This window comes from Streptomyces sp. NPDC002669, from assembly GCF_042889165.1.
Classification (GTDB): Bacteria; Actinomycetota; Actinomycetes; order Streptomycetales; family Streptomycetaceae; genus Streptomyces.
In genome coordinates this window covers 119,905-145,828 of sequence record NZ_JBIAQQ010000013.1, presented here as the reverse complement: position 1 = coordinate 145,828, position 25,924 = coordinate 119,905, and the positions used below count along the sequence as shown (strand labels likewise).

Sequence of the window (25,924 nt, the reverse complement as noted above, 5' to 3'; positions counted from 1 at the left end):
ACCATCCAGCGTACCCCGATGCTCAGCCTCCCAGCGCCGACCGGAGCCCCGGCCTCGACGCCCGCTCCCAGACCCCGGGCAGCTCCCGCTCGCATGCGGCCGCGGCCGCCTCCTCCCGCCCGTACAGCAGTCCCCAGGTGAAGGCCGACTCCCCCGCCCCGTGGGCCTGGGCGGCCAGGGTCCGCAGGGCCTCGCGGGCCACCACGCTGTCCTGGTGGTCGCCGAGGAGGCTCTGCACCGCCTTCATCCGTTTGGCGAACCGCTTGGCGGGTTTGCCGAGCGCGGGACGGGCCGCCTCCGCCGCGTAACGGGTGCGTTTGGCGGCCTTGCGGGCCTCGTGCAGGGCGAGGTCCCGGTCGTGTCCGGGCGGCAGGTCCAGGGCGTGGCCGACGCGTTCGGCGAGGCGCCCGTACTCCTTCAGCAGGGCGCGGGGCAGTGCCCGGCCGGGGGCGCGGGAGGCGGCGGGCAGCAGCGGCGGGTCCGCGAGCAGGGCGTGGAGGCCCTCCAGGAGCGCCAGGTACCGCTTCCCGTCGAGCACGGCCACGGTGCGGCGGCGGGAGCCCGCCCGGCAGGCCGTCGACCTGATCCGGAGCCGCCCGCGGACCGGGCCGAGGAGCAGGGTGCGGGGCAGTTCGTCGAGACGGCCGCGCAGCCGGGCGTCGAGCACCTCCTGGTCGCGGTCGACCCCCAGCTCGGCGGCCAGCCACTTCAGCTCGCGGCCGAGCGGGGCGGTGGCGTCGCGGTCCAGGATCCTGCGGTACGTCCGCAGGGCGCTGCGCAGTCTGCGGGTGGCGACCCGCATCTGGTGCACGGAGTCCGGGAGGTCCCGGCGCACGGCGGGGTCGAGGGCGACGATCGCCTCGGTCTGGCGGCGTACGTACGCCAGGACGTGGTCGCCCGCGGTGGTGGGCACGGGTTCCTCGCGGGCCGCCTTCTCCGACTTCTCCGCCTTCTTCATGGAGCCGGGCTCCGTCTCGGCGAGGGCCCTGGCCAGTTTCGACGCGGCCGCGGACGGGCGGATGCCGGCCTCGCGCAGCAGGCGCTCCACGGCGTCCAGGAGCGCCGGGTCGCCGTCGTCGGCGAGTTCGACCTCGATCTCGGTCCAGGTGGCCGTGGCACCGCCGGCCGTCAGCCGTACGGCCCGCACCTCGTCGACGACGACCTCGGCGAGCGGCTCGCCCCGATCGTCGACCAGGTGGTGGACGTCGCGGGCGGAACGCAGCCGGACGACCGGGAGGAGCGCGGCGCCCCGGACCCGGGAGCGGACCAGGCCGGCCAGGGAGCGCGGCAGGGTGGCGGAGAGGGGTTCGCGCAGCTCGTCCCGGATGCCGGAGGCGACCGGGAACTTGAGGTGCCAGCCGGCGTCGCTGCCGCCGGTGCGGCGGCGCAGGGTGAGGGAGTCCGCCGCGAGCCGGTGGTCCTCGGTGTCGTGGTAGACGGCGTCCAGCTCGGTGACGCCTCGATGGACGACGGCCGAGACTCCGGGCACCCGGTTCAGGTCGGGCAGCCGGGTCCCGGCCGTGGCTTCGTACTTCCGCTCGATCTCGCGCTTCGAGTCCGCCATGACCCGAATCTATCCGTGCTGTCCGGAAATGCGCAGTGCTGCCGGACCGGTTCAGGCGCTTATCGGTCGCTGCACCCTGATCGACTGGAGCAGTCCGACGGCCACCCAGACGGCGAACATCGAGGATCCCCCGTACGACACGAAGGGCAGCGGGAGGCCGGCGACCGGCATGATGCCGAGCGTCATCCCGATGTTCTCGAACGACTGGAAGGCGAACCAGGCGATGATCCCGGCGGCGACGATCGTGCCGTACAGCTCGGTCGTCTCGCGGGCGATCCGGCAGGCGCGCCACAGGACGACGCCGAGCAGGACGAGGATCAGCCCGGCGCCGAGGAAGCCCAGTTCCTCGCCCGCGACGGTGAAGACGAAGTCGGTCTGCTGTTCGGGGACGAACTGGCCGGTGGTCTGGGTGCCCTGGAAGAGGCCCGTGCCGTGGAGGCCGCCGGAGCCGATCGCGATCCTGGCCTGATTGGTGTTGTAGCCGACGCCCGCCGGGTCGAGCGCGGGGTTGGCGAAGGCGGCGAAGCGGGCGATCTGGTAGTCGTCGAGCAGGCCGAGCTGCCAGATGGCGACGGCTCCGCCCGCGCCCGCGCCGAGGAGTCCGAAGACCCAGCGGTTCGAGGCCCCGGAGGCGAGGAGCACCCCGAGCACGATGACGGCCATGACCATCACGGAGCCGAGGTCCGGCATCCCCATGACGATGGCCATCGGGACGGCGGCCAGCCCGAGGGCCTTGGCGACGGTCCGGTGGTCGGGGTGGAGCTGGTCGCCCGCGTCGACGCGCTCGGCGAGCAGCATCGCCATGACCAGGATGATGGTGATCTTGGTGAACTCGGAGGGCTGGAGCGAGAAGCCGCCGCCGATGATGATCCAGGCGTGGGCACCGTTGACGGTGGCGCCGAGCGGGGTGAGGACCGCCAGGACCAGGACCACCGACAGCCCGTACAGGATCGGGACGGCGCCGCGCAGGGTCCGGTGGCCGAGCCAGATCGTGCCGACCATCAGGGCGAAGCCGATGCCGGTGTTGAGCACGTGCCGGAAGAGGAAGTAGTACGGGTCGCCGTGGGTGAGCGAGTCGCGGCCCCGGGTCGCCGAGTAGACCAGCAGCGAGCCGATGAAGGAGAGCGCGATCGCGGACCCGAGCAGCGGCCAGTCGAGCTTGCGCACGACGGAGTCGCGGGCGGTGAGCCTGCCCCAGGCGGAGCGCTCGGGGGCGTACCGCTGGACGGAGAAGCCGGCCATCAGTCGCGCCTCCCCAGGACCGCCGCGAGGGTCTGTTCCCCGGCGGTCTTCTGCGAGCCGGGGTCGTAGGGCTTGATCTGCGGGGCGTCGATCGAGCCGTCCGACTGGATCTTGGGCAGGGACTTCTGCGGGGTGGGCAGCAGTGCCTTCTTCAGATCCTGCTTGCCGGAGTCGTCGAGTCCGTAGAGGGCGTCGTAGATGTTGCGCACGGCGGGCCCGGACGCGCCGGAGCCGGTGCCGCCCTGGGAGATCGTCATGACGATCGAGTAGTCCTTGGTGTACGTGGCGAACCAGGAGGTCGTCTGCTTGCCGTAGACCTCGGCCGTACCCGTCTTGGCGTGCATCGGGATCTTGTCCTGCGGCCAGCCGCCGAATCGCCAGGCGGCCGAACCGCGGGTCGCGACTCCCGCGAGGGCTTCGTCTATGTCGTTGCGGGTCTGGCGCGTGAAGGGCAGCTTGCCGTGCGCCCTGGGCGCGATCTTCTCGACGGTCCTGCCGTCGCCGCTGACGATCGCCTTGCCGACGGTGGGGTCGTAGAGCGTGCCGCCGTTGGAGATCGCGGCGTAGATGGTGGCCATCTGGATCGGGGTGACGAGGGTGTCGCCCTGGCCGATCGAGTAGTTGACCGAGTCACCGGCGCGCATCTTGTTGCCTTCCAGGCAGTTCTCGTACGCGATCTGCTCGACGTACGTGCCGCCCTTCTTGCCCTGCTTGCACCAGGCGTCCTTGTTCGCGTCGTAGAAGTCCTGCTTCCACTTGCGGTCGGGGACCCGGCCGCTGACCTCGTTGGGGAGGTCGATGCCGGTCTCCTTGCCGAGGCCGAACTGGTGGGCGGTCCTGTAGAACCAGTCCTTGGGGTGCTTCTTCGGCTTGTTGCCGCCGTCCTTGGCCCATTCCTTGTGCGAGAGGGCGTAGTAGACGGTGTCGCAGGAGACCTCCAGGGCCCGGCCGATGGTGATGGAGCCGTAGCCCTGGGACTCGAAGTTCTTGAAGGTCTGGCCGCCGATGCTGTACGAGCTGGGGCAGGGGTAGTTGCCGTCGAAGGGGTAGCCGGCGTTGACCGCGGCGGTCGACGAGATGACCTTGAAGATGGAGCCGGGGGCGGCCTGGCCCTGGATGGCCCGGTTCAGCAGCGGGTAGTTGGACTTCTTGCCGGTGAGCGCGGCGTAGTCCTTGGCGGAGATGCCGCCGACCCAGGCGTTGGGATCGTAGTTGGGCAGGGAGGCCATGGCGACGACGCGGCCGGTCTTCGCCTCCATGACGACGACGGCGCCGGAGTCGGCCTTGTAGTTCTCGCCGGTGTTCTTGTCGAAGGACTTGCGGGCTTCCTTCATGGCGTTGTCGAGCTCGTACTCGGCGACGGCCTGGACCCGCGCGTCGAGGGAGGTGACGACGGTGGAGCCGGGCTTCGCCTTGTCGTTCTTCGCCTGGCCGATGACCCGGCCGAGGTTGTCGACCTCGTAGCGGGTGACGCCCGCCTTGCCGCGCAGCTCCTTGTCGTAGGTGCGCTCCAGTCCGGAGCGGCCGACCTGGTCGGAGCGGAGGTAGGGCGAGTCGGTGTCCTGGGCCTTGGTGATCTCCTCGTCGGTGACCGGCGAGAGGTACCCGAGGACCTGGGCGGTGTTGGCCTTGCCGGGGGCGGGGTAGCGGCGTACGGCGGTGGGTTCGGCGGTGATGCCGGGGAAGTCCTCGGCCCGTTCACGGATCGTCAGGGCCTGCTGGGTGGTGGCCTCGTCGGTGACCGGGATCGGCTGGTACGGGGAGCCGTTCCAGCAGGGCTGCGGCGTCTTGGAGTCGCAGAGCCGGACCTTGTCGAGGACCTCCTTGGGCTTCATGTCGAGAACGCCGGCGAGCCGGGTCAGCACGCTCCTGCCGTCGTCCTTCATCTTCATCAGCTCGGTGCGGCTCGCGGAGACCACCAGCCGGGTCTCGTTGTCGGCGAGGGGCACGCCGCGCGCGTCGAGGATGGAGCCGCGGACGGCGGGCTGGACGACCTGCTGGACGTGGTTGTTCTTCGCCTCGTCGCTGTACTCCTGGCCGTTTCGGATCTGGAGGTACCAGAGACGTCCGCCGAGGGTGAGCAGCAGGGAGAAGACGAGGACCTGGATGACGGCGAGCCTGATCCGGACCCGCTGGGTCCGGCCGGTCTCGGGGATGTTGCTCACGCGATGCCCCTGCTGGTCGTCGGTCCGTCGGTCGCGGGGGCGGCGCCCCTGTGGTGCGGCCTCACAGTCGCTTGACTCCCTTGATCCGTCCGGCGCGGGAGGCGCGGGTACGGGCGGCCCTGACGCGCAGTCCGCCGCGCTGGCTGCCGATCCGCAGTCCGGTGCCGGAGGCGAGCCAGCCCGCGGCCACGTCCCCGCCGCCGGAGGTCTCGGCGAGCGGATCGTTCACCGTGCGTCTGGCGACGGCCATGATCAGCGGTACAACGAAGGGCGCGAGGAGCAGGTCGTAGACGGCGGCGGTGAACAGCAGTCCGCCCAGGCCCACGTGACGGGCCGCCGTGTCCCCGACGAGCGCGCCGACCAGCGCGTACAGCAGGGTCGAGCCGACGGCCGCGACGACGACCCCGGCCATCGGGACCATCGCCGACTTCAGCTGCCCGTTCTCCGGCTTCAGCAGTCCGGCCAGGTAGCCGATGACGCAGAGGACCAGCGCGTAGCGGCCGGCGGCGTGGTCGGCGGGCGGTGCCAGGTCGGCGAGGAGCCCCGCGCCGAAGCCGATGAGCGCGCCGCTGACGTGTCCGTACACGAAGGCGAGGCCGAGGACGACCAGGAGCAGCAGGTCCGGCACGGCGCCGGGGAGCTGGAGGCGGGCGAGCACACAGACCTGGACGACGAGGGCGACCACGACCAGGACCGTGGAGAGCAGGATCCGGTTCAGACGCATGGAGATCAGCTCTACCTCTGCTCGGTTGCCGCGGTGCCGGCGTTCAAGGTGGCGTCCGGACCGCCGCTGGGGTCCGGTTTCCCGCTGGGATCCGGGCTCTCGTGGATGTTGCCGACGACGTTCCCCTCGGTGTCGACGATGTCGCCGTTGGGTGAGATCGTGACGGTGACGGTGGGGGTGGGCTTCGGCTTGGCGGGCTTGGCGGGCTTCTTCGGCAGGACCATGTCGCGGGGGTCCTCGCGCGGTGCCTGGACCACGACGCCGACGATGTCGAGCTTGCTGAACCCGACGTACGGGCGGACGTAGACGGTACGGGTCAGGTCGCCGCCGGACGGGTCGACGCGGACCACCTCGCCGACCGGGACGCCGGGCACGAACGGCTTGTCCTTGCTGGAGCCGAAGGTGACGAGCCGGTCGCCCTTCTTCACCTTGGCCTTGCCGTTGAGGAACTGGACCGACAGCGGCCGGGTGCCCTGGCCGGTGGCGAAGCCCAGCTCGTCGGTCTTCTCCATGCGGGTGCCGACGGTGAAGTCGGGGTCGTTGGCCAGGAGCACCGTGGCGGTCTCCGGGCCGACGGTGGTGACCCGGCCGACGAGCCCGTCGCCGTTGATGACGGTCATGTCGCGCTTGATCCCGTCGCGGGAGCCCGCGTCGATGGTGACCGTCCAGGAGAAGCCCTGGGCCGCTCCTATGGCGATGACCTCGGCGCCCTTGATCCCGTACTGTCCGGCGGCCGACTTCTTCAGCATCCGGTCGAGCTCGCGGGCCCGGCTGCGGTTGCGGTCGTCGCTGCCGAGCTTCGCCTTGAGCTCGGCGTTCTGCTTCTCCAGCTGGGCGATCCGGTTGTGCCGCTCCCCGGAGTCGCGCACCGCCCCTATGGCGTTGCCCACCGGGTCGACGGCGGCCGCGACGCCGTTCTCGACCGGCCCGAGGGCCGCTGCGGCGACCCGCCGGGCGCCGTCCACCGGTGACTCCTCGCCCCCGCGGATGTCCACCGTGATCAATGCGAACGCGATGGCGATCAGCAGCACCAGGAGCAGCCGGCTCTCTCGTGTGTCCCTCACGTGCGGCGGCCGTGCCTTCCTCGTCGGAATGTTCGTGCCTGTATATCAACGATCGGCCGTACGGATCGGCAGCGTTCCGTACGGCGGACCGCATGGTTGTCCATCTGATGTGCTACCTGCGGGGCTGGGCGTCCAGCACCTGCTGGAGCGCCTCGAACTCCTCGACGCACTTGCCCGATCCCAGGGCCACCGAGTCCAGCGGGTCCTCCGCGATGTGGATCGGCATGCCGGTCTCGCGGCGCAGCCGCTCGTCCAGTCCGCGCAGCAGCGCGCCACCGCCGGTGAGGACGATGCCGCGGTCCATGACGTCGCCGGAGAGCTCCGGCGGACACTTGTCGAGCGTGGTCTTCACGGCGTCGACGATCGCGTTGACCGGTTCCTCGATGGCCTTGCGGACCTCCGCGGCCGAGATGACCACGGTCTTGGGGAGGCCCGAGACCAGGTCGCGGCCGCGGATCTCGGTGTGCTCGTCCTTCTCCAGGTCGTGCGCGGAACCGATCGTGATCTTGATCTGTTCGGCGGAACGCTCGCCGAGGAGGAGCGAGTACTCCTTCTTGATGTGCTGGATGATCGCGTTGTCCAGCTCGTCGCCCGCGACCCGGATCGACTGCGCGGTGACGATCCCGCCGAGCGAGATGACCGCGACCTCGGTGGTGCCGCCACCGATGTCGACGACCATGTTGCCGGTGGCCTCGTGGACCGGCAGCCCGGAGCCGATGGCCGCCGCCATGGGCTCCTCGATGATGTGCACCTGGCGCGCGCCGGCCTGCGTCGACGCCTCGATCACGGCGCGGCGCTCGACCCCGGTGATGCCGGAGGGCACGCAGACGACCACCCGCGGACGGGCCAGGTAGCGACGCTTGTGGATCTTCAGGATGAAGTAGCGGAGCATCCGCTCGGTGATCTCGAAGTCGGCGATCACGCCGTCCTTCAGGGGGCGCACGGCAACGATGTTGCCCGGAGTGCGCCCGATCATCTTCTTCGCCTCGGAGCCGACCGCCAGGATGCCGCCGGTGTTGGTGTTGATGGCCACGACGGACGGCTCGTTCAGAACGATGCCGCGCCCCCTGACGTACACCAGCGTGTTGGCAGTCCCGAGGTCGATAGCCATGTCACGACCGATGAACGACATTGATTTCCCCTTGTTCCCCATGAGGATGCGTCGGGCCTTCCAAAAAAAGCGATGTGGCTGGTTCTGGACGGCGAGGTGAGCGCTGTGGGCGTGGAAGAGTCCATCGTAGTGCCGCGTACGCGAACACTGCGCGAGGGTCCTTCGCCATTGTGGGCGGAACGGGTGGCCGTTCCACTCATGGTGACGTTACGTCTGTGGCATGCGTTCCCGCGATCCGGAACCCTATGCCGAAGGGCGACCGAATTAATTCGGTCGCCCCAGGTCATGAGCGCTGTTCGGCTGATCGGGGGTCAGGAGAGTCCGGGGAAGAAAAGCTTCAGTTCCCGCTCGGCGGACTCCTCGGAGTCCGAGGCGTGGATGAGGTTCTCCCGGGTGATCGTGCCGAAGTCGCCCCGGATGGAGCCGGGCGCGGCGGCGATCGGGTCGGTGGGGCCGGCCAGCGTACGGATGCCCTCGATGACCCGCTCGCCCTCGGCGACCAGCGCCACGATCGGACCGGACTGCATGAACTCGACGAGCGGCTCGTAGAACGGACGGCCGACGTGCTCCGCGTAGTGCTGCTCCAGCGTGGCCCGGTCCAGGGTGCGCAGCTCCAGCGCGGTGATCCGCCAGCCGGCCTTGCGCTCGATCCGCCCGACGATCTCGCCGACCAGTCCGCGCCGGACCGCGTCGGGCTTGAGGAGAACGAGGGTGCGCTGGGTCATGGTGTGCTGCTCCTTGCAGGCATGCGGGTGCGGTGCACCGAGGCTACAGGTGTACGGGGGCGGGCCGGTGGCCGGGCCCGGTCGGTAGGCGGCCCGTCAGCCACCCGCCGGGGCCTCGGCCGCCTCCTGCGCGGCCGCCCAGCGGGCCTTCGCCTCGTCGACCTTGCGGCCGTAGTGCACCGAGGCCCACCACAGTCCGCCGAAGACCGCGCCGAGGAAGAACATCGTCGGCACGACGAAGCCGCTCAGCACCAGGGCGATCTGCAGGGCCCAGCCGAGCTGCACCCCGCCGGGGCGGGTGATCATGCCGCAGAGCAGCACGGACAGCAGCATGCCGATGCCGCAGACCGTCCAGACCGTGGCGTCCGACAGGCCGTCGGACTTCATCGCGACGAGTCCGGCGAAGCCGATCACGAAGAACTCACCGATCAGTGTCGATGCACAGAGCGTACGCACGGGTCAACGCCTTCCCAGAAGCAGCCGGGCCTCACCGACCGTGATCACGGAGCCGGTCACCAGGACGCCGGCGCCCGCGTACTCGTCCTCCTCCTCGGCGAGGGTGATCGCCGCCTCCAGGGCGTCGTCCAGGCGGGGCTCCACCTGGACCCGGTCCTCTCCGAAGACCTCGACGGCGACGGCGGCCAGCGCGTCGGCGTCCATCGCGCGGGCGGTGGAGTTCTGTGTGACGACGATCTCGGCGAAGATCGGCTCGAAGGCTTCGAGGAGTCCCTTGACGTCCTTGTCGGCGCTGGTGCCGACGACCCCGATCAGCCGGGAGAAGCCGAACGCCTCGGAGAGCCCTTCGGCGGTGGCGCGGGCGCCCGCCGGGTTGTGCGCCGCGTCCAGGACGACGGTGGGACTGGAGCGGACGACTTCGAGGCGGCCCGGGGAGATCACCGAGGCGAACGCCCGGCGGACCGTGTCGATGTCGAGCGAACCGGGCTGCTCGGCGCCGATCCCGAAGAACGCCTCCACCGCGGCGAGCGCCACCGCGGCGTTGTGTGCCTGGTGGGCGCCGTACAGCGGGAGGAAGACCTCCTCGTACTCGCCGCCCAGGCCGCGCAGCGTCAGCAGCTGCCCGCCGACGGCGACCTCGCGGGAGACGACGCCGAACTCCATGCCCTCGCGGGCGACCGTGGCGTCGACCTCGACGGCCTTCTTCAGCATGACCTGCGCGGCGTCCACGGGCTGCTGCGCCAGGATGACCGTGGCGCCCTGCTTGATGACCCCGGCCTTCTCGGTGGCGATCTCGGCGGGCGTGGAGCCGAGCCGGTCGGTGTGGTCCAGCGAGATGGGGGTGACGACGGCGACCGAGCCGTCGATGACGTTCGTCGCGTCCCAGCTGCCGCCCATGCCGACCTCGACGACGGCGACGTCGACCGGTGCGTCGGCGAAGGCCGCGTAGGCCATGCCCGTCAGCACCTCGAAGAAGGAGAGCCGGTACGGCTGGGAGTTGTCGACCATCTCCACGTACGGCTTGATCTCCTGATACGCCTCGACGAAGCGCTCGGGGTCGATCGGGGCGCCGTCCAGGCTGATCCGCTCGGTGATCGACTGGACGTGCGGCGAGGTGTAGCGGCCGGTCCGCAGGTCGAAGGCGCCGAGCAGCGCCTCGATCATGCGGGCCGTGCTCGTCTTGCCGTTGGTGCCGGTGATGTGGATCGAGGGGTAGGCGCGCTGCGGCTCGCCGAGCACGTCCATCAGCGCGGCGATGCGCGTGACGGAGGGCTCCAGCTTGGTCTCGCCCCAGCGCCCGGCGAGCTCCTGCTCCACGGCGCGCAGTGCCTTGTCCACCTCCGGGTCGGCGGGGCGGGCGGGGACCGCGTCGCCCTGCGGCGGCCCGGAACGGGTGCGCAGCGTGCGGCTCCCGGCCTCGATCACCGCCAGGTCTGGGTCACGCTGGGTCTCTTCGTCGACGATGCCCGCGAAGGTCTCGTCGGGATCGGAGTCGTCGTACCGGTCGGAAGGGCGGGGCTCACTCACGGGGCCAGTCTACGGATGGGCGCCGACAACGTGCGCAGCGCCCGGGGAGCGGACCGGACCGGGTGCGCCGGGCCCGCCGCCTGCGTGTCGCGCCCGGCGGGAGCGTGGTGGGAGGCGTGCGCTCCCGTCCGCCGATCGCCGCGCCCGAAAGCCCGCATCCGGAGCCCTCGTCCGGCACTCGCCCGGGTGACCTCCGATCCGGTGGCGCCGGAGCCCGACGCGCGCGAGGGCGGGCCCGAGGACGTACGCGGAGAAGGGCGGAGCCCCCGTCCCCTGGTCGGTCAGGGGGACGGGGGCTCCGTGCTCAGGTCATCAGCCCTGCGGCAGCTTCGCCAGCTGACCGGAGATGCGCTCGATGTCCGCCTCGGCCTTGGCGAGCCGACCGCGGATCTTGTCGACCACGTTGTCCGGGGCCTTGCCGAGGAACGCCTCGTTGGAGAGCTTGCCGAGGGCCTGGGCCTTCTCCTTCTCGGCGGCGCCCAGGTCCTTCGTCAGGCGCTTGCGCTCGGCCTCGACGTCGATGGTGCCGGAGAGGTCGAGGGCCACCGTGGCCCCGGCGACGGGCAGCGAGGCGGTGGCGTGGAAGCCCTCCTCGGCCGGCTGCAGACGCAGCAGCTGCCGGATGGCCGCCTCGTGCGGGGCGAGCGCCGTCCCGTCCAGGGTCAGCTCGGCCGGAACCTTCTGGCCGGGCTGGAGCCCCTGGTCGGAGCGGAACCGGCGGACCTCGGTGACGACCTGCTGGACGAGCTCGATCTCCTGCTCGGCCGCGTCGTCGCGGAAGCCGGAGTCCTTCGGCCAGTCGGCGACGACGACGGACTCGCGGCCGGTGAGCGCGGTCCACAGGGTCTCGGTGACGAAGGGGACCACGGGGTGCAGCAGGCGCAGCATCACGTCGAGGACCTCGCCGAGGACCCGGCCGGAGACCTCGGCCGGACGGCCGCCGCCGAAGAACGTCGTCTTGGACAGCTCGACGTACCAGTCGAAGACCTCGTCCCAGGCGAAGTGCCGCAGCGCCTCGCTGAGCTTGGAGAACTGGAAGTCGTCGTAGTACGCGTCGACCTCGGCGACCGTCTTGTTGAGCCGGGAGAGGATCCACCGGTCGGTCACCGACATCTCGTCGGCGGACGGCAGCTCGCCCTCGATCGTCGCGCCGTTCATCAGCGCGAAGCGGGTGGCGTTCCAGATCTTGTTGGAGAACTTGGCGGAGCCCTGGACCCACTCCTCGCCGATCGGGACGTCGACGCCGGGGTTGGCGCCGCGCGCCAGGGTGAAGCGCAGCGCGTCGGAGCCGTACTTGTCCATCCAGTCCAGCGGGTTGACGACGTTGCCGAAGGACTTCGACATCTTCTTGCCGAACTCGTCGCGGACCATGCCGTGCAGGACGATGGTCCCGAAGGGCGGGACGCCCTCGTTGACGTACAGGCCGAACATCATCATCCGGGCGACCCAGAAGAAGAGGATGTCGTAGCCGGTGACCAGGACGGAGTTCGGGTAGAACTTCGCGAGGCTGTCGGTCTTCTCCGGCCAGCCGAGCGTGGAGAACGGCCACAGGCCGGAGGAGAACCAGGTGTCCAGGACGTCGCTGTCCTGCGTCCAGCCCTCGCCGGTCGGCGCCTCGTCGTCCGGTCCGACGCAGACGACCTCACCGTTCGGGCCGTACCAGACGGGGATGCGGTGGCCCCACCAGAGCTGGCGCGAGATGCACCAGTCGTGGAGGTTGTCGACCCAGTCGAAGTACCGCTTCTCCATCTCCTGCGGGTGGATCTTGACCTTGCCGTCGCGGACGGCGTCACCGGCCGCCTCGGCGAGCGGGCCGACCTTGACCCACCACTGCATGGACAGCCGCGGCTCGACGGTGGTCTTGCAGCGCGAGCAGTGGCCGACGGAGTGGGTGTACGGCCGCTTCTCGGCGACGATCCGGCCCTCGGCGCGCAGCGCGGCGACGATGGCGGAGCGGGCCTCCATGCGGTCGAGTCCCTCGAAGGGGCCGGGGACCGTGATGACGGCGCGCTCGTCCATGACCGTGAGGAACGGCAGGTCGTGGCGCTTGCCGATCTCGAAGTCGTTCGGGTCGTGCGCGGGCGTGACCTTCACGGCGCCGGTGCCGAACTCCGGGTCGACGTGGTGGTCGGCGACGACGGGAATCGTGCGGTCGGTCAGCGGCAGCTTGATCTGCTTGCCGACGAGGTGCTTGTAGCGCTCGTCGTCGGGGTGGACGGCGACGGCGGTGTCACCGAGCATCGTCTCGGCACGGGTGGTGGCGACGACGATGGTGTCGTCCCCCTCGCCGTACGTCATCGAGACGAGCTCGCCGTCGTCGTCCTGGTACTCGACCTCGATGTCCGAGATCGCGGTCAGGCAGCGCGGGCACCAGTTGATGATGCGCTCGGCGCGGTAGATCAGACCGTCGTCGTACATCCTCTTGAAGATGGTCTGGACGGCGGTGGACAGGCCCTCGTCCATGGTGAAGCGCTCGCGGGACCAGGCGACGCCCTCGCCGAGGCGGCGCATCTGGCCGGAGATCTGGCCACCGGACTCGTTCTTCCACTGCCAGACGCGCTCGACGAAGGCATCGCGACCCAGGTCGTGGCGGGACTTGCCCTCCTTGCCGAGCTCGCGCTCGACGACGTTCTGGGTGGCGATGCCGGCGTGGTCCATGCCGGGCTGGTACAGCGCCTCGTAGCCCTGCATGCGCTTGCGGCGGACCAGGGCGTCGATCAGCGTGTGCTCGAAGGCGTGCCCCAGGTGGAGGCTGCCCGTGACGTTCGGCGGCGGGATGACGATGGAGTACGGCGGCTTCTCGCTGTGCTCGTCGGCCTCGAAGTAACCCCGTTCTACCCAGCGCTCGTACAGCTTCCCCTCTACCTCGGCCGGTGCGTACTGGGTCGGCAGTTCGGGGTTGCTGGCTGGCGTCTGCTGAGTGTTCTCGGTCACGGGGGACAGTTTAGGGCCGTCACAGTCGTGCACTGAAACGGGATTGTTCGGTAACGGTGTTCCTCCCGGTGCTCCACTCGGATGAACCTTCCGTCAGGATGTCCGGAGCGCATAAGAACGTATAGGCATGACGAACAGGGGACACCGCAGATGAGCTACAACCAGCCGGGCCCGTACGGCGGCCAGCCGCCCCAGGGCCAGCCCGGGCCCTACGGTGGTCAGCCCCAGGGCCAGCCCGGCCCGTACGGCCAGCAGCCGCCCGCTCCCCCGTACGGCGGCCAGCCCCCGCAGGGGCAGCCGGGGTACGGCTACCCCCAGCAGCAGCCCCAGCAGGGCTACGGCTACCCGCCGGCCCAGCAGCCCGGCCCGTACGGCCAGCAGCCCCCCACTCCCCCGTACGGCGGCCAGCCGGCCTACGGCGGGCAGCCCCCGTTCCCCCCGGCGGAGCCGAAGAAGAAGACCGGCCTGATCGTCGCCGCCGTGGTCGTGGCGCTGGCGGTCATCGGGGGCGGGGTGTACTTCCTGACCTCGGGCGGCCCGGACAACAGCGACGTGGCGGACTCCACCAAGGGCTACAAGCTGAAGACCCCCGCCTCCGTGGGCGAGTACAAGAAGCAGTCGCTGGGGGACCGCTCCGGATCGCTGAGCGACACGGAGAAGGCCGAGGCCGCGACGCTGGGCGTCAACAACGCCCAGCAGGCGAGCGCCAAGTACCAGGCCGGTTCCGAGACGAACAAGCTCACCGCCAAGTCGCTCAGCTTCCAGGGCTACTGGGGTGAGGTCACCGACCCGGCCAAGGCGGTCGACCAGTCCTTCGACCTCGTCAAGGCGGGGTTGTCGAAGGGCGAGAAGAAGTGGGGCGTCGAGCTCGTCGGCAGCCCCCAGTCCTTCGAGCCGTCCGGGTTCAGCGGTGCGCTGATGAAGTGCCAGGACGTGAAGATCACCAACCCCGAGGGCGACGGCACCATGCAGAAGGGCCCGAAGGAGTTCACGACGCCGGTCTGCGCCTGGGCCGACTACAGCACCGTCGGCGTGATCAACGGCGTCGACGTGGCGCTCTCCCTCTCCGGCGGGGGCATGCCCAAGGAGACCCTGGCCGACCTGACCGCCCAGCTCTACAACACGGCCCGCGTCAAGGCCTGATCACCTCACGGCATACGGAAGAGGGGCGCCCGGCCGGGCGCCCCTCTTCCGTATGCGTACGTACCGTTACGCGGACTTCTCGTGCCGGCCGCCGTCGCCGTTGCCGATCGTGCGCGGCTCGCGCGGGACCAGGGTCGGGTTGACGTTGTTGCGGACGACGTCCGCCGTGATGACCACGCGGGCGACGTCCTTGCGGGACGGCACCTCGTACATCACGGACTGGAGGACCTCCTCCATGATGGCCCGCAGACCGCGCGCGCCGGTGCCGCGCAGGATCGCCTGGTCTGCGATGGCCTCCAGGGCCGGGCGGTCGAAGTCCAGCTCCACGCCGTCGAGTTCGAACAGCCGCTGGTACTGCTTCACGAGGGCGTTGCGCGGCTCGACGAGGATCTGCAGCAGCGCCTCGCGGTCCAGGTTGTGGACCGAGGTCAGGACGGGCAGCCGGCCGATGAACTCCGGGATCATCCCGAACTTCACCAGGTCCTCCGGCATGACCTCCTGGAACTGGTCGCTCGCCTCGATCTCCCGCTTGGAACGGATGGTCGCGCCGAAGCCGATGCCCTTGGCACCCGCCCGGGACTCGATGATCCGCTCCAGGCCGGAGAAGGCGCCGCCCACGATGAACAGCACGTTCGTCGTGTCGATCTGGATGAACTCCTGGTGCGGGTGCTTCCGGCCGCCCTGCGGCGGCACGGAGGCGGTGGTGCCCTCCAGGATCTTCAGCAGGGCCTGCTGGACGCCCTCGCCGGAGACGTCACGGGTGATCGACGGGTTCTCGCTCTTGCGGGCGACCTTGTCGATCTCGTCGATGTAGATGATCCCGGTCTCGGCCTTCTTGACGTCGTAGTCCGCGGCCTGGATCAGCTTCAGCAGGATGTTCTCGACGTCCTCGCCGACGTAGCCGGCCTCCGTCAGCGCCGTCGCGTCGGCGATGGCGAACGGGACGTTGAGCATGCGGGCCAGCGTCTGCGCGAGCAGCGTCTTGCCGGAGCCCGTGGGGCCCAGCAGCAGGATGTTGGACTTGGCCAGCTCGATGGCGTCGTCCCGGCCCTGCGCGCCGCCGTTCTCGCCCGCCTGGACCCGCTTGTAATGGTTGTACACAGCGACCGAGAGGGCCTTCTTCGCAGGCTCCTGCCCGACGACGTACCCCTCGAGGAACTCGTAGATCTCGCGCGGCTTCGGGAGTTCCTCCCACCGCACCTCGGAGGTCTCGGCGAGTTCCTCCTCGATGATCTCGTTGCAGAGATCGATGCACTCGTCGCAGATGTACACACCGGGACCCGCGATGAGCTTCTTCACCTGCTTCTGGCTCTTTCCGCAGAACGAGCACTTGAGCAGGTCGCCGCCATCACCGATGCGTGCCACGAGGTGCTTCCCCTTCGCCTGGGAGCAGCTTGGTTCAGCGGCTCCTGGTGCCTCTATCAGACGGTACCTTGCCTTGCCCCCCGTTCGGGGCCCCCTTGGCACGGTTCACACGGCAAAGAACCGGACGAACCCCGTGTGCCAAGGGGCGAAGGCGGACGTCAGACGGCCGAGGCCGCCTGCTTGCGGGTCGAGACGATCTGGTCGACGAGACCGTAGGCGAGGGCGTCCTCGGCGGTCAGGATCTTGTCGCGCTCGATGTCGTCGCGGATCTTCTCCAGCGGGGTGGTGGAGTGCTTGGCCAGCAGCTCCTCCAGCTGGGTGCGCATCCGCAGGATCTCGTTGGCCGCGATCTCCAGGTCGGAGAGCTGCTCACGGCCGGTCTGCGAGGACGGCTGGTGGATCAGCACACGGGCGTTGGGCAGCGCCATGCGCTTGCCGGGGGTCCCCGCGGCGAGCAGCACGGCCGCGGCGGAGGCCGCCTGGCCCATGCAGACCGTCTGGATGTCCGGCTTCACGAACTGCATCGTGTCGTAGATCGCGGTGAGCGCGGTGAACGAGCCGCCGGGGCTGTTGATGTAGATGGAGATGTCCCGGTCCGGGTCCATCGACTCCAGGCACAGCAGCTGCGCCATGACGTCGTTGGCGGAGGCGTCGTCGATCTGCACGCCGAGGAAGATCACGCGCTCCTCGAAGAGCTTCGCGTACGGGTCGTACTCGCGCACGCCCTGCGAGGTGCGCTCCACGAAGCGCGGGACGATGTAGCGGTTGTCCACCTGCGGGCCGGTGTAGAGGCCGCTCGCGGAGGCGCCGGGGAAGTTGTTCATATGGGTGTTCACCATCCTGGTGGCGTTCTGTGGCTGGGTGTCTCGGCGTACGAGAGGTGCGCGGGGCGGTGGAGCCGATCCGGTGGGTGCCGGATCAGGCGCCGGTGCCGCCGCCGCCCGGAACGCCCGATGCGGCCGTGATGATCTCGTCGATGAGGCCGTACTCCTTGGCCTCCTCCGCGGTGTACCAGCGGTCGCGGTCGCCGTCGCGGATGATCGTCTCGACGGTCTGGCCGGAGTGACGGGCGGTGATCTCCGCCATGCGCTGCTTGGTGCGCAGCAGGTACTGGGCCTGGATCTTGATGTCCGAGGCCGTACCGCCGATGCCGGCCGAACCCTGGTGCATGAGGATGTCGGTGTTCGGGAGTGCGAAGCGCTTGCCCGCGGTACCGCCGGTGAGCAGGAACTGGCCCATGGAAGCCGCCATGCCCATGCCGATGGTGACCACGTCGTTCGGGATGTACTGCATGGTGTCGTAGACCGCCATGCCGGCCGTCACCGAACCACCGGGGCTGTTGATGTAGAGGTAGATGTCCTTCTCGGGCTCCGCGGCGAGAAGAAGCAGCTGCGCGGTGATCTTGTTGGCGATCTCATCGTCGACCTGCTGACCGAGGAAGATGATGCGCTCGCCGAGCAGCCGGCTGTAGACCTGGTCACCGAGGCCTCCACCGAGGGACGGCTCTCCGGCGGCGTAGGGCATCAGATTCGTCACGTATCCACCTGCTCGTCTCTGACGGCTCCGGCCGTCTCAGCGTCTTCGTACCGGGTGGGCGGGGACTCCCCTGCCCTTCCTATTCATGGACCCTAACGCGCAGGTGGGACAACGCCATCCCGCTTCCGCAACTGTTCGCTCGGAGCGCAAGGTCCGCAGTCCGCACAAGGGTTGTGGGGCACTGCGTGCCATATGGCGACGGGCTCCGGACGCGACTGCGTCCGGAGCCCGTCGAAGGGGTTCAGCGCGAGGCTCAGGCCTCGTTCTTCTCCTCGGCGGCCTCGGCGGCGGCGTCGGCTGCGGCCTCGGTGGTGCCCTCGGCGGCCTCGACGGCCTCGATGGCCTCCTCCTCGTCGTCCTCCAGGTCGATGACCTCGCCGTTGGTGTCGACGACCTTGACGGCCTCGACGACCACGGCCAGCGCCTTGCCCCGGGCGACCTCGCCGACGAGCATCGGCACCTGGCCGCCCTCGACGACGGCCTGGGCGAACTGGTCGGGGCTCATGCCGGAGGAGGCCGCACGCCGCATGAGGTGCTCGGTGAGCTCCTCCTGGTTGACGTTCAGCTTCTCCTTGTTGACGATCTCGTCCAGGACGAACTGGGTCTTGATGCCCTTGATCGCCTGCTCGGAGGTCTCGGCGTCGAACTCCTCGACCGTCTTGCCCTGGATCTCCAGGTACTTCTCGAGGGTCAGGCCCATCTGGCCGAGCTGGTGGTGCTCCAGGTTGTGCTTGCGGGTCTGCACCTCGTCCGCGAGCAGCTTCTCCGGGATCGGGACCTCGGCGAGCTTGAGCAGCTCGTCCAGGACGCGCTCCTGGGCCTGGGTGGCCTGGTCGTACTGCTTGGTGTTCTCCAGGCGCTTGCGGCTGTCGGCCTTCAGCTCGTCGAGGGTGTCGAACTCGCTGGCCATCTGGGCGAACTCGTCGTCCAGCTCGGGGAGCTCACGGGCGGCGACCGCGGAAACCTTGACGGTGACCTCGGCCTCCTTGCCCTCGGCCGAGCCACCCTTCAGCTCGGAGGTGAAGGTGGCCTCGCCACCCGCCTCCAGGCCGGTGACCGCGGCGTCGATGCCGTCGAGGAGCTCGCCGGAACCGATGGTGTACGAGACACCCTCGGCCACGCCGTCCTCCAGGACCTCGCCGTCGACCTTGGCCTCCAGGTCGATCGTCACGACGTCGCCCTCGGCGGCGGCGCGCTCGACCGGGTTGGTGGAGGCGAAGCGCTCGCGGAGCTGCTCCACGGCCTTCTCGACGTCCTCGTCGGTGACCTCGATGGCGTCGACGGTGATCTCGATGCCGGAGTAGTCCGGGATCTCGATCTCGGGGCGTACGTCAACCTCGGCGGTGAAGGCCAGCAGCTCGCCGTCCTTCAGCTCGGTGATGTCGACCTCGGGCTGGCCGAGGACGTTGAGCTCACCCTCGTTGACGGCCTCGGTGTAGAACTTCGGGAGCGCGTCGTTGACGGCCTCCTCCAGCACCGCACCGCGACCGAACCGCTGGTCGATGACCCGGGCAGGGATCTTGCCCTTGCGGAAGCCCTTCACCGTGACCTGCTGGTTGATCTTCTTGTACGCCGCGTCGAGGCTGTCCTTGAGCTCCTCGAAGGGCACCTCGACAGTGAGCCGAACCCGGGTCGGGTTCAGGGTCTCCACGGCGCTCTTCACGGTTCGGTCTCCTTGTGGCTGACTTCTTGGGGTTCTGCTCCGCCGCACGGGAGGCGGCTTCGCGGACCGAGCCCGGTACATCAGACACACGGGCACGCAATTTGCATAGTAACGGCAAGGAGTCGGACTCCCACAATGCGATCTTGCCCGTGCTCCGCGATCCCGCGAACGGCCCCGGAACGCCGCCTGCGATGGTCACTGGATCTTGCCGGTGGTCGGGGTGGCCGGATTCGAACCGACGACCTTCCGCTCCCAAAGCGGACGCGCTACCAAGCTGCGCCACACCCCGTCGGTGCGACACGTAGGGTACATGCAGTCGGACAGTGCGTCGGCCCCTTCCGGCGGGCGCCGTCGGACGCCGTGCCGGGTCGTCGTGACAACGGGTGTGCGGGCAGTGCCCACGACCCGCTACGATGCTTCACGTGCCGCCGGGTCATCGGACCCGCGGTGCCGCTTCGCGGGCGTAGCTCAATGGTAGAGCCCTAGTCTTCCAAACTAGCTACGCGGGTTCGATTCCCGTCGCCCGCTCCATGCTCGGGCCCGGTCCGGCGAGATCACTCGCCGGACCGGGCCCTTTGCGTTGTGTTCCCTTCGCGCCCACGGCCCACGCAAAGACGCCCCGCACCGGACCGGGAGGGGGGTTCACGCGCCGGACCCCGTACGGCATCTGTCGCGGGGTCAGCGGCGCCGGCGGGGGCGACGGGGCCGGAGGGGTCAGAAGGAGATCTGGTTGATGGTCTCGGCTATCGAGTTCATGAACCGGTTGATCGACGGCGCCATGCCGGTCGACGCCAGGAAGAAGCCGAAGAGCGCCGCGACGACCGCGGGCCCGGGCTTGATGGAACCACCCCGGATCATGACCACCAGGATGATCGCAAACATGAGCACCACGGACAGTGAAATGGCCACGACTGATCACACCCTTGGTCGGTACACCTTGCCGGCCCGGAGATGTGCGGCCGAGCACCCTCCGTCGCGCTCCATCGTGCCACCAACTCCCCTGTGGTCGCTGCCGGGTGACGGATCCCACTGACGAGATCGCGCCATCCTCGCGCCCCGCGCACGCCAGGGGCGCACGACCGCACGCGGGTCGCACGGAGGCCGCCACGAGCTCCCCGCGCCTGTGCGCCGACTGTGAACAATCCATCCGAACAAGGCCGCGAATAAGACGGTTTCCATATCCCCACACTTCATTCACACGCAATTCCAAGGTTCGGGTGCGATGAAATTAACGACCCACAACAGCCTGCCGCTATGCACCATTTAAGGTGGATGAATCGGTGCATAGCGGGCAGTTGACGGCGGTTTCGCTTTCGATTGGGCGAGAGCGCGAGATATCTCACGGACGGTTTTACGAATTGCAATCCGGGCGTCTAAGGTGCGTGAGATGTTCCACGCTCCGAACGCATTTCAGAGGGCCCCGCTCCCATCGGCGACCCGGGAGTCGGAGCCCAGACACCGAGGGACGACGACTGCCACGGCGGCGCCCGCACCCGTGGCGAACAAGCCGTCGGCGCCCCCGCCGACGAAGAAGCGCGACGCCTACTTCGACAACGTCAAATATCTGGCCATCGTGCTCGTCGCGGTGGCGCACTCGTGGGAACCGGTGATGGAGGGCAGCCGGACCGCCCGCGCGCTGTACATGGTGGCGTACACCTTCCACATGCCGGCGTTCATCATCGTCTCCGGCTACTTCTCCCGCTCCTTCGACATGTCCGCCGCCAAGGTGCGGCGCCTGATCACCGGCGTCGCCGTGCCCTACGTGGTGTTCGAGACCGCGTATTCCCTGTTCAAGCGGTACGCGGACGACTCGCCGGACCAGCCGATCAGCCTGATCGACCCCTGGTACCTCACCTGGTTCCTGATCGCGCTGTTCGTCTGGCGGATCACCACACCCCTGTGGCAGGCGCTGCGCCATCCGCTGCCGGTCGCGCTGGCCATCGCGGTGCTCGCCTCCCTCTCCCCGACGATCGGCGACGACCTCGACCTCCAGCGCGTCCTGCAGTTCCTGCCGTTCTTCGTGCTGGGACTGCAACTGCGGCCCGAGCACTTCCACGCGGTGCGCCGGCGCGAGGTGCGGATGTGCGCGCTCCCGCTGTTCGCCGCGGCCCTGCTGTGCGCGTACTGGGCGGCACCGCGGATGCAACTGGGCTGGTTCTACCGCAGCAACAGCGCGCAGGAGATGGGCGCCCCGTGGTGGTCCGGTGCCGTGATGACGCTGGTCATGTTCGGCTGCGCGCTGCTGCTCACCGTCGGGTTCCTGTCCTGGGTGCCGCGCCGTCACATGTGGTTCACGGTGCTCGGCGCCGGCACGATCTGCGGCTATCTGCTGCACGGCTTCCTGATCAAGGGCGCCGGTTACGCCGGAGTGTTCGACCTCTACGGGTGGCTCGCGGCGCCCGGTGGCCTGGTCCTCGTCTCCGTGGTCGCGGCCGGTGCGGTGACGGTGATGTGCACGCCGCCGGTGCGGCGGGCGCTGCGCGCCGTGACGGAACCGGACATGAAGTGGGCGTTCCGGCGGGAACCGGCCGGGCGCTGACTCCACGGCTCCGGCCCCGGTCCCGGCTCTGCGGTCCTGACCCTCGGGGCTCTGCCCCGGGGGTCAGAGCCCCGAGGGTCAGGACCGCGCCGTGTTGGCTTGAACCTGTTGTTCACCGGCGTGTCGGGGCGGGGTGAGACCGAGCAGCTTCCGTACCCGGGCATATTTTTCGGTCAGCCGGGTACGGGTCGCCGGTTCCAGGACGGCGAGGCGGTCCGGGTCGGCGTTGTGGGCCAGGTCGGACTCCTTGACCAGCAGGGCGCCCGGGGTGTCGAGGATGCGCCGGGTGTACGCGACGAGGTCCTCGCCGTCCCGTTTGGTGACGGCGAGGACCATGTCCTTGACCTGTTGCGGCAGTGCGGCACCGGCCAGCCATTCCTCCGACAGCGCGTCGTCCTCGACCGCGTCGTGCAGCCAGGCCGCGGCGATCTGTTCGTCGCTGCCGCCCCTGGCCCGTACGCCCTCGGCGACGGCCGCGAGGTGCTCGGTGTACGGGCGGCCCGCCTTGTCCCGCTGCCCGGCGTGGGCGGCGCGGGCGATCGCCTCGACTTCGGCCAGGGTCAAGTCACCGTGTGGAGTGGTCATGGACCGACTCTACGGACGGGCGGCCGCCGTGCGCAGGGCCGCCCTGGCCGGGACCGTGGTGGCGAGGAGGCCGAGTCCGACGGTCGTGGCGACGAAGGAGCCGTACACCACCGGCGGGATGTACGGGGACTCGCCCGTCAGGCCCTTCATCATCGGAACGAGGGTGGCCAGCGCGATCCCGGTGCCGAGCGCGGTCCCGGCGACCGTGACCAGCAGCGTCTCCCAGCGGATCATGCCCATGACCTGGCGGCGGGTGGAGCCGACCAGCCGGAGCATGGTCAGTTCGCGGCGGCGGTCGAGGACGGTCATCACGAGGGTGTTGACGGCGGCGATGCCGGCGAATCCGCCGAGGACCGAGGCCATGGTGGTGTTGGCCCAGGCGTTGAGCTCGCGGCCCTCGTCCTGTGCCGCGGCGTAGCCGGAGCGGTCGGAGACGGTGCCGAGCGCGGCGAGTCCGCGCGCGGCGGCGGGGGTGGCGCGCACCAGCAGGTCGGAGGCGTACGGCGAGGTCACATGGGGCTTCAGGTCGGCCGCGGGCAGGGTGACGAGACTGGTGCCCAGGCCCCGTCCGTAGACCGCGACGACCTTCGCGGACGCCTTGGTGCCGTCCGGCATCCGCAGGGCGAGCCGGTCGCCGGGGTCCAGGCCGAGCGACTGGGCGAGGGTGGTGTCGACGGCGACGGTCCCGGGCCGCAGGGCGGTGAGGGAGCCGCTCCTGACGTCGAGGTCCTGGACCTTCGAGAGTTCCTCGCCGGAGCCGATGACGCCCTGGGCGGAGGCGGTCTGGAGCATCGGGCCCTCCGATCCGCCGGGCACCAGGACAGCGGTGCGGAGCAGGCCGACGGCGGTGGAGACGCCGGGGGCGGCGGCGGCCCGACCGGTCGCGTCGGAGGCGAGTCCCGCCGGGGCGGAGACGATGTGGTCGGCGGTGATCGCGTCGCGCTGCTGGTGCGCGGTGGCCCGTTCCTCGCTGGTGTGCATGAAGACGAGCGTCGACGAGAAGGCCATCGCGAGCACGATCGGGGTGATCGCGGAGGCCAGTCGGCGGGAGTTGGTGAGGGAGTTGGCGGCGGCCAGCGAGCCGGACGCCCCGGCGGCGCGCAGCGGCAGTCCGATGACGGCGGCGCAGATCCGGGCGATGACCGGGCCGAGCAGTCCGACGGCGACCATGAAGAGCATGACGACGCCCAGGGCCGCGTTCGCCGCGTCCATGCCGGAGGAGGCGGTGGCGATGCCGGCGAGGACGATGCCGCCGATGAGGGCCACGATGCCGAGCGGGGTGCGGATCGCGCCGAACGGGGCACGTTCCACGGCCGTCTGGGCGAGGGCCAGGCCCGGCTTCATCTTCGCGGGGCGGCGCGCGGCGAGGTAGCCGGCGCCCAGCGCGGTGGCCATGGTGGTGAGTACGGCGACGGCCAGGGGCAGCGGGGAGACGTGCAGGCCGACGGCCTCGGGGACGGCCCCCCGGTCCTGGAGCTGGCCGAACCACCAGGTGGCCAGGGCCGTTCCGGGCAGGCAGCCGAGTGCCCCGGCGAGCGGGGCGACGAGCAGGGATTCCGCGGCGATGCTGCGGCGCAGCTGGCGCGGGGTGGCGCCGATGGCGCGCAGCAGGGCGAACTCGCGGCCGCGCTGGCCCACGGAGAGGGCGACCGTACCGGCGGCGGTGAAGACGGCGACCATGGCGGCGACGCCGCCGAAGGAGGCACCGAGGCCGAAGAGGATTTCCCTGGCGCCCACGAGGGCCGGGTCCTCGACGGCGCCCCGGTCGTCGCCGGTGTGGACCTGTGCCGTGGCGGTGTGGCCGACGGCCTCGCGCACCTGGTCGGCGAGGGCGTCGGTGGAGGTGCCCGGTGCGGCGAGCACGGCGAGGGCGTCGACCCGGCCGGGGTGGCCGGAGAGCTGTACGGCCTGCCGGTCGGCGAACCAGACGGTGGTGCCGGCGGCGGTGGTGCCCGAGACCTCGAACTCCCTCGGGCCCGCGGGGGTGTCGAGGGTGATCCGGTCGCCGGCCGCGGCCCCGGTGCCGGCGGGGACGACGACCTCGCCGGTCCGGGGTGCCTCGCCGGTGGCCAGCCGGGTGTCGGTGAGGGTGGCCGAGCCCCAGCCGTGGGCGGTGAGGGTGGTGCCGTCCCGGTGCACGGGGTAGGTGACGTCGCCGATCACGGTGGCCGCGCCGGGGGCCGACGCGGCCCTGTCGACCAGGGCCAGGGGCAGCCGGGCGGTGTCCGGGACGGTCACGGGCGTGTCCGGGTCGTCCTCCCGGACCTTCAGATGGATCTGCTGGTCGGCGGCGACCACCACGGGGGCCTTCGCGTAGCGCTCGGCGGGCACGGAGGCGCGCACGCCGGTCTCCAGCAGGATGCCGCAGGCGGAGATGACGGCCGCGGCCAGCAGGAGCGCGACGAACGTCCCGACGAACGACGAGGGTTTGAAGCGTACGGCCGCGCGGGCGAGACCGTTGGGGACGAGGGACATCAGGCTGCTGCTCCTGCGTGAACGGGGGTGGTGCGGGCGGTGCGGGCGGTCAGCGCGGTCATCCGGGCGGCGATCCGGGCGGTGTCGGCGCGCGGCAGGCTGTCCGCGATCGCCCCGTCGGCGAGGAAGAGCACCTGGTCGGCGTAGGCGGCGGCCGCCGGGTCGTGGGTGACCATGACGACGGTGGCGCCGAGGCCGTCCACCGCGTCGCGGAGCAGGGCGAGGATCTCGGCGGCCGTGGTGGTGTCGAGGGCGCCGGTCGGCTCGTCGGCGAAGACCACGTCGGGCCGGGTGACCAGGGCGCGGGCGACGGCGACGCGCTGCTGCTGGCCGCCGGAGAGCTGGCCGGGGCGGCGGCCGCCCTTGTCGCCGAGGCCGACCCGGGCGAGCATCTCGGCCGCCTCGCGGCGGCCCCTGGCGGAGCGGGGGCTCTGCCCGGCCAGTCGCATGGGGAGGATGACGTTCTGCTCGACCGTCAGGGACGGGAGCAGGTTGAAGGACTGGAAGACGAAGCCGAGTCGGGTGCGGCGCAGTTCGGTGAGCCGGTTCTCGCTCATGCCGGTGATCTCGGTGCCGCCGAGGCGTACGGAGCCCTCGGTGGGGCGGTCGAGCCCGGCCGCGCACTGGAGGAAGGTCGACTTCCCGGAGCCGGAGGGGCCCATGACGGCGGTGAAGGAGGCGCGCGGGAGGGCCAGGTCGATGCCCCGCAGCGCGTGGACGGCGGATCCGCCCCGGCCGTACTGCCTGCGGACCCCGCGCAGTTCGACCGCGAGGTCGGGAAGCCCGGCCTCCCAGTGGGTGTTCGCCGGGTACTGCCCGTCCTGCGTGCGCCGGGTGGCTCGCAGCCCCATGATCTCCGCCTCTCCTTGCTCGGTCGGCCGTTTCTCCGACCGTGCTTCGAACCTACGGAGTGGAGGGGCCCCGGAACATGGCGGCTGCTGGCGGATCGGGGGTGGGGAAAACCCCAGGTTGTACCGGGGGTGTGCAGTCCCGGGGCCGGGTCGACGAGGAGCGGGGCGCCGGATCGGCGGGGAACGGGCGGCCGGGGCGACGGGGAGCGGGCGGCCGGGGCGACGGGGGCGGGCGGCCGGGTCCACGAAGCGACA

The 25,924-nt window shown here is 70.3% G+C and carries 20 protein-coding genes and 2 tRNA genes; 3 read left to right on the top strand and 19 right to left on the bottom strand.

Features of this window, described 5'->3' with window-relative positions:
* Positions 1 to 22: 22 nt before the first annotated feature.
* The 10 genes from ACFYW1_RS20815 to ACFYW1_RS20770 form a co-directional block, all read right to left on the bottom strand.
* The gene (locus ACFYW1_RS20815; protein WP_388994900.1) at positions 23 to 1,564 is read right to left on the bottom strand and encodes a CHAD domain-containing protein; all 1,542 of its coding nucleotides are present in this window, start codon (positions 1,562 to 1,564) and stop codon (positions 23 to 25) included.
* A gap of 51 nt (positions 1,565 to 1,615) precedes the next feature.
* Complete coding sequence (rodA, locus tag ACFYW1_RS20810; RefSeq protein WP_388994897.1) at positions 1,616 to 2,806, bottom strand: rod shape-determining protein RodA; 1,191 nt, start codon at positions 2,804 to 2,806, stop codon at positions 1,616 to 1,618.
* Complete coding sequence (mrdA, locus tag ACFYW1_RS20805) at positions 2,806 to 4,971, bottom strand: penicillin-binding protein 2 (RefSeq protein WP_388994894.1); 2,166 nt, start codon at positions 4,969 to 4,971, stop codon at positions 2,806 to 2,808. The genes rodA and mrdA overlap by 1 nt, the downstream gene beginning before the upstream one ends.
* A gap of 61 nt (positions 4,972 to 5,032) precedes the next feature.
* The gene (mreD, locus tag ACFYW1_RS20800) at positions 5,033 to 5,695 is read right to left on the bottom strand and encodes a rod shape-determining protein MreD (protein ID WP_388994891.1); all 663 of its coding nucleotides are present in this window, start codon (positions 5,693 to 5,695) and stop codon (positions 5,033 to 5,035) included.
* A gap of 11 nt (positions 5,696 to 5,706) precedes the next feature.
* On the bottom strand, positions 5,707 to 6,759 hold the full coding sequence (gene mreC / locus ACFYW1_RS20795) for a rod shape-determining protein MreC (RefSeq protein ID WP_388994888.1): 1,053 nt from the start codon (positions 6,757 to 6,759) through the stop codon (positions 5,707 to 5,709).
* 112 nt (positions 6,760 to 6,871) lie between these two features.
* Entirely contained in the window at positions 6,872 to 7,891 is a 1,020-nt protein-coding gene (locus tag ACFYW1_RS20790; protein ID WP_388994885.1) for a rod shape-determining protein, read from the bottom strand.
* Between the two features lie 290 nt (positions 7,892 to 8,181).
* A complete protein-coding gene (gene ndk / locus ACFYW1_RS20785) occupies positions 8,182 to 8,595 on the bottom strand; it encodes a nucleoside-diphosphate kinase (protein WP_093898216.1) in 414 nt (137 codons plus the stop codon).
* A 96-nt stretch (positions 8,596 to 8,691) separates the two neighbouring features.
* Positions 8,692 to 9,051: a DUF4233 domain-containing protein gene (locus tag ACFYW1_RS20780; protein ID WP_356931422.1), complete on the bottom strand. Its 360-nt coding sequence runs from the start codon at positions 9,049 to 9,051 to the stop codon at positions 8,692 to 8,694.
* Between the two features lie 3 nt (positions 9,052 to 9,054).
* On the bottom strand, positions 9,055 to 10,578 hold the full coding sequence (locus ACFYW1_RS20775; protein ID WP_388994880.1) for a bifunctional folylpolyglutamate synthase/dihydrofolate synthase: 1,524 nt from the start codon (positions 10,576 to 10,578) through the stop codon (positions 9,055 to 9,057).
* Positions 10,579 to 10,890: 312 nt separating this feature from the next.
* Positions 10,891 to 13,512, bottom strand: coding sequence for a valine--tRNA ligase (locus tag ACFYW1_RS20770; RefSeq protein ID WP_388994877.1), 2,622 nt, complete (start codon positions 13,510 to 13,512; stop codon positions 10,891 to 10,893).
* A 150-nt stretch (positions 13,513 to 13,662) separates the two neighbouring features.
* On the opposite strand from ACFYW1_RS20770, the gene ACFYW1_RS20765 reads away from it, so the two are divergent.
* Positions 13,663 to 14,655, top strand: a complete 993-nt coding sequence (locus ACFYW1_RS20765; protein WP_388994874.1) for a hypothetical protein — start codon at positions 13,663 to 13,665, stop codon at positions 14,653 to 14,655.
* Positions 14,656 to 14,721: 66 nt separating this feature from the next.
* Here ACFYW1_RS20765 and clpX read toward each other — a convergent pair whose 3' ends face one another.
* The 5 genes from clpX to ACFYW1_RS20740 all read right to left on the bottom strand — a co-directional run bounded on the left by clpX (position 14,722) and on the right by ACFYW1_RS20740 (position 19,508).
* On the bottom strand, positions 14,722 to 16,020 hold the full coding sequence (gene clpX, locus ACFYW1_RS20760) for an ATP-dependent Clp protease ATP-binding subunit ClpX (RefSeq protein ID WP_148835162.1): 1,299 nt from the start codon (positions 16,018 to 16,020) through the stop codon (positions 14,722 to 14,724).
* A 158-nt stretch (positions 16,021 to 16,178) separates the two neighbouring features.
* Positions 16,179 to 16,859: an ATP-dependent Clp protease proteolytic subunit gene (locus tag ACFYW1_RS20755; protein ID WP_148835164.1), complete on the bottom strand. Its 681-nt coding sequence runs from the start codon at positions 16,857 to 16,859 to the stop codon at positions 16,179 to 16,181.
* A 79-nt stretch (positions 16,860 to 16,938) separates the two neighbouring features.
* Positions 16,939 to 17,544 carry an ATP-dependent Clp protease proteolytic subunit gene (locus tag ACFYW1_RS20750; RefSeq protein WP_187438547.1) on the bottom strand — a complete coding sequence of 202 codons (606 nt, stop codon included), beginning with the start codon at positions 17,542 to 17,544 and terminating at the stop codon, positions 16,939 to 16,941.
* A gap of 265 nt (positions 17,545 to 17,809) precedes the next feature.
* On the bottom strand, positions 17,810 to 19,219 hold the full coding sequence (tig, locus tag ACFYW1_RS20745) for a trigger factor (RefSeq protein WP_388994869.1): 1,410 nt from the start codon (positions 19,217 to 19,219) through the stop codon (positions 17,810 to 17,812).
* Positions 19,220 to 19,431: 212 nt separating this feature from the next.
* Positions 19,432 to 19,508 (bottom strand) — tRNA-Pro (locus ACFYW1_RS20740).
* Between the two features lie 168 nt (positions 19,509 to 19,676).
* On the opposite strand from ACFYW1_RS20740, the gene ACFYW1_RS20735 reads away from it, so the two are divergent.
* Positions 19,677 to 19,750, top strand: a tRNA-Gly gene (locus ACFYW1_RS20735).
* A gap of 183 nt (positions 19,751 to 19,933) precedes the next feature.
* Here the strand turns inward: ACFYW1_RS20735 and ACFYW1_RS20730 are convergent.
* Positions 19,934 to 20,128 carry a hypothetical protein gene (locus ACFYW1_RS20730; protein WP_148835170.1) on the bottom strand — a complete coding sequence of 65 codons (195 nt, stop codon included), beginning with the start codon at positions 20,126 to 20,128 and terminating at the stop codon, positions 19,934 to 19,936.
* 478 nt (positions 20,129 to 20,606) lie between these two features.
* Between ACFYW1_RS20730 and ACFYW1_RS20725 the strand changes: the two genes are divergently transcribed.
* Positions 20,607 to 21,758, top strand: coding sequence for an acyltransferase family protein (locus tag ACFYW1_RS20725; RefSeq protein ID WP_388994864.1), 1,152 nt, complete (start codon positions 20,607 to 20,609; stop codon positions 21,756 to 21,758).
* A 78-nt stretch (positions 21,759 to 21,836) separates the two neighbouring features.
* Here ACFYW1_RS20725 and ACFYW1_RS20720 read toward each other — a convergent pair whose 3' ends face one another.
* Genes ACFYW1_RS20720 through ACFYW1_RS20710 form a run of 3 tightly spaced genes read right to left on the bottom strand, consistent with a single transcriptional unit; the run spans position 21,837 to position 25,669 of the window.
* Entirely contained in the window at positions 21,837 to 22,343 is a 507-nt protein-coding gene (locus tag ACFYW1_RS20720; RefSeq protein WP_388994861.1) for an HD domain-containing protein, read from the bottom strand.
* 9 nt (positions 22,344 to 22,352) lie between these two features.
* Positions 22,353 to 24,818, bottom strand: coding sequence for an ABC transporter permease (locus tag ACFYW1_RS20715; protein WP_388994858.1), 2,466 nt, complete (start codon positions 24,816 to 24,818; stop codon positions 22,353 to 22,355).
* Positions 24,818 to 25,669, bottom strand: a complete 852-nt coding sequence (locus ACFYW1_RS20710; protein ID WP_388994855.1) for an ABC transporter ATP-binding protein — start codon at positions 25,667 to 25,669, stop codon at positions 24,818 to 24,820. Before ACFYW1_RS20710 ends, ACFYW1_RS20715 begins: the two co-directional genes overlap by 1 nt.
* Positions 25,670 to 25,924: the final 255 nt, after the last annotated feature.

Excerpts from the sequence above, each read along its gene's own strand:
- ACFYW1_RS20815 (WP_388994900.1), bottom strand. The coding sequence starts at position 1,564 with ATGGCGGACTCGAAGCGCGAGATCGAGCGGAAGTACGAAGCCACGGCC.
- ACFYW1_RS20720 (WP_388994861.1), bottom strand. The coding sequence starts at position 22,343 with ATGACCACTCCACACGGTGACTTGACCCTGGCCGAAGTCGAGGCGATC.
- ACFYW1_RS20750 (WP_187438547.1), bottom strand. The coding sequence starts at position 17,544 with ATGCCCTACGCCGCCGGAGAGCCGTCCCTCGGTGGAGGCCTCGGTGAC.
- mreD (WP_388994891.1), bottom strand. The coding sequence starts at position 5,695 with ATGCGTCTGAACCGGATCCTGCTCTCCACGGTCCTGGTCGTGGTCGCC.
- ACFYW1_RS20765 (WP_388994874.1), top strand. The coding sequence starts at position 13,663 with ATGAGCTACAACCAGCCGGGCCCGTACGGCGGCCAGCCGCCCCAGGGC.
- ACFYW1_RS20715 (WP_388994858.1), bottom strand. The coding sequence starts at position 24,818 with ATGTCCCTCGTCCCCAACGGTCTCGCCCGCGCGGCCGTACGCTTCAAA.
- rodA (WP_388994897.1), bottom strand. The coding sequence starts at position 2,806 with ATGGCCGGCTTCTCCGTCCAGCGGTACGCCCCCGAGCGCTCCGCCTGG.
- ACFYW1_RS20790 (WP_388994885.1), bottom strand. The coding sequence starts at position 7,891 with ATGTCGTTCATCGGTCGTGACATGGCTATCGACCTCGGGACTGCCAAC.
- ndk (WP_093898216.1), bottom strand. The coding sequence starts at position 8,595 with ATGACCCAGCGCACCCTCGTTCTCCTCAAGCCCGACGCGGTCCGGCGC.
- ACFYW1_RS20710 (WP_388994855.1), bottom strand. The coding sequence starts at position 25,669 with ATGGGGCTGCGAGCCACCCGGCGCACGCAGGACGGGCAGTACCCGGCG.
- ACFYW1_RS20725 (WP_388994864.1), top strand. The coding sequence starts at position 20,607 with ATGTTCCACGCTCCGAACGCATTTCAGAGGGCCCCGCTCCCATCGGCG.
- ACFYW1_RS20755 (WP_148835164.1), bottom strand. The coding sequence starts at position 16,859 with ATGGTGAACACCCATATGAACAACTTCCCCGGCGCCTCCGCGAGCGGC.